Origin of the sequence: Methylibium sp. (assembly GCF_031393925.1) — a bacterium.
Classification (GTDB): domain Bacteria; phylum Pseudomonadota; class Gammaproteobacteria; order Burkholderiales; family Burkholderiaceae_C; genus Methylibium.
Genome location: NZ_JANMWL010000262.1, coordinates 1 through 2,933, shown reverse-complemented (window position 1 = coordinate 2,933; position 2,933 = coordinate 1). Strand labels below are relative to the sequence as shown.

Below are 2,933 nucleotides of genomic sequence, written 5' to 3'. Positions count from 1 at the left end.
GGTCGGTGGGCGGCGCGGGCGCATCGAACTCCTCGCGGCGCCGTGCGCGTTCGGCGTCGGCCTGTGCCAGGGTCGGGCGGGGCGGCTTGACGCCGCCACTGCGCAGCGGGCCGCGCCGCTCAGCGGGCGCCCCTGGCGCGGCGGGTTTCTTGAGCTTGAGCGTGGTCATTGTTGGATTGGACCATGCGCCTCGGCGCGCCGGCTTGCAGGCCGAAGTAGCCATGCCGTACCGCGCGGTGTGCTTGGTGGCCGTGGTCGTGGAGGCTGCCGCCCTCGACCCGGCGACCCGCGCTTGGCGAGCGGTCGCTCGGCGCGGTCGAGGCGGCGCGAGCGGCTGCTCGGGTGCTGCGCTGGCGAGCGCGCCCTGCGGCGCTACCGCTCAGCGCCCGCGCAGGAACAGCGTGTCGAGCTCATGGAGGGTGAGCTGGCGCCACGTCGGGCGGCCGTGGTTGCACTGGTCGGCGCGCTCGGTGCGCTCCATGTCACGCAGCAGCGCGTTCATTTCCTCGAGCGTGAGCCGACGGTTGGCACGCACCGCACCGTGGCAGGCCATGGTGGAGAGAATTTCGTGTTGGGCGCGCTCGACGGCTTGGCTGGCCTCGAACTGCGCCAGCTCGGCCAGCACCGCGCGCGCCAGCGCCACCCCGTTGCCACCCGCCAGCGCGGCCGGGTGAGAGCGCAGCGCGAGCACCGTCGGTGCCAGCGGCGTGAGTTCGATGCCCAGGATCGCCAGCGTCTCTGCATGCTCCTCGGCGGTGGCGATCTCGGTCGGGGTGGCGGCAAAGGGCGCAGCAATGAGCAGCGGCTGCGACTCGATGCGCGCGGCGCCGGCCAGGCCCGCCTTGAGCCGCTCGTAGACGACGCGCTCGTGGGCCGCGTGCATGTCGACGATCACCAGTCCGCGCGTGTTCTCGGCCAGGATGTAGATGCCGCCGAGCTGCGCCAGCGCGCGGCCGAGCGGCCAGGTTTCGTCGGCATCGGGCACGCGAGGGGTGCCGACCCTCGGCCCGGCGGCATCGGCCGCCGCGGTCGGGTCGGCCGGCGCCGGCTGCGAGGGCCACTCGAAGCGGCGCTCTTGGACGCCCACGCGCGCGCCCAGCCCCAGCCCACCTTGCGTCATCGGCATGGGGCTCCAGATGGCCGGCGCGGTCGGCTCGAACGGGCCGTGTTCGGTGGCCTGCGCCGGGCGCGGCAGGGCCAGCGCGTCCTGCACCGCATGGCGCACCGCCTGGTGCAGCTCGCGGGCGTCGCGAAAACGCACCTCGATCTTGGTCGGATGGACGTTCACGTCGACGCGGTCCGGCGCGATGTCGATGAACAGCAGGTAGGTCGGTTGGCGCGCGCCATGCAGCACGTCTTCAAAGGCGGCGCGCGCGCCGTGGGCGATGAGCTTGTCGCGCACGAAGCGGCCGTTGACGTAGACGTATTGCTGGTCGGTGCGCGTGCGCGACGCATCCGGCAGGCCGACGCGGCCTTCGAGTCGCACGCCGCCGTAGGTGGCGTCCAGGGGGCGGCTCGCGTCGACGAATTCGTCGCCCAGCACGTCGCGCACCCGCTGGTCGAGCCGCGCGTGCTTCCAGTGAGCGGCCAGCTTGCCGTCGTGCCAGACCGCAAAGCCGATGTCGGGGCGCGCCAGCGCCTGGCGGCGCACGGCCTCCAGGCAGTGCGCGAACTCGGTCGCGTCGGTCTTGAGGAACTTGCGGCGTGCCGGGGTGCTGAAGAACAGCTCGCGCACTTCGACGCTGGTGCCCACCGAGCGTGCCGCGGGCGAGAGTTCGCCGGTGCGCGCGTCGATGCGCTGGGCATGCGGCGCGTCGATCGCGCGACTGGTGATGGACACGTCGGCGATCGCCGCGATGGCCGACAGCGCCTCGCCGCGAAAGCCCATCGTCGCCACATTCTCCAGCTCCTCGAGCGAGGCGATCTTGCTGGTGGCGTGGCGCCGCAGCGCCAGCGAAAGCTCGGCCGCGGGGATGCCGGCGCCGTCGTCTTCAAGCACGATGCTGCGCACGCCGCCCGAGGCCAGCCGCAGCACCACCTCCGTGGCGCCAGCGTCGAGCGCGTTGTCGAGCAGCTCGCGCACCACCGAGGCGGGCCGCTCGACCACCTCACCGGCAGCGATCTGGCTGATGAGCTCGTCGGACAACTCGCGGATCGGCCGGCGCGGTGCGGCGCCGCTCGCGGCAATGGGCGGGGCGGTCATGGCGGAAGATTGTAGGAGTGGCCCCCGACGGCGGGCGTGGGCCCGGCGCAGATCGGCGACTTCTCGTTCAAGCTGGCCACCGGGGCACAACGTGCGAGGCGCCGCTGCCGCTGCGCGGCGCACCAACATAATCGCGTCCCATGGAACTGATTGCCCAACTCATCGACTTCATCCTGCACGTCGACGTGCATCTCACGACTTTCGTGCAGCTCTATGGCGCTTGGGTCTACGCGCTGCTTTTCGTCATCATCTTCGTGGAGACGGGTGTGGTGGTCATGCCCTTCCTGCCGGGCGATTCGCTGTTGTTCGTGGTGGGCGCGTTGTGCGGCGTCGGCCTCATGAACCTGCCGCTGGTGATGCTGCTGCTGGTGGCCGCGGCGATCCTGGGCAACCAGAGCAACTACACGATCGGACGCCACTTCGGGCCCAAGGTGTTTCAGTGGGAGCAGTCGCGCTGGTTCAACAAGCGCGCCTTCGAGCAGGCGCATGCTTTCTATGAACGCTATGGCGGAGTCACGCTGATCGCGGCGCGTTTCATGCCCTTTGTGCGCACCTTCGCGCCCTTCGTGGCCGGCGTGGCGCAAATGACGCGCAGCAAATTCACGCTCTACGACGTGAGCGGGGCGCTGCTGTGGATCGTGAGCATCACCCTGGCCGGCTACCTGTTCGGCAACATCCCCTGGGTCAAGCAGCACCTGAGCCACATCATCTGGGCAATGATCCTGATTCC

2 protein-coding genes are annotated in these 2,933 nt (G+C 70.6%); one reads left to right on the top strand and one right to left on the bottom strand.

All coding sequences use genetic code 11. From position 1 onward, the window contains the following. Positions 1–379: 379 nt before the first annotated feature. On the bottom strand, positions 380–2,203 hold the full coding sequence (mutL, locus tag RMO12_RS13780) for a DNA mismatch repair endonuclease MutL (RefSeq protein WP_309639721.1): 1,824 nt from the start codon (positions 2,201–2,203) through the stop codon (positions 380–382). Between the two features lie 140 nt (positions 2,204–2,343). On the opposite strand from mutL, the gene RMO12_RS13775 reads away from it, so the two are divergent. Further along, on the top strand, positions 2,344–2,933 hold a 590-nt coding region (locus RMO12_RS13775; protein ID WP_309639720.1), incomplete at its 3' end, for a DedA family protein.

Coding starts and splice junctions, on each gene's coding strand:
- mutL (WP_309639721.1), bottom strand. CDS start 2,203: ATGACCGCCCCGCCCATTGCCGCGAGCGGCGCCGCACCGCGCCGGCCG.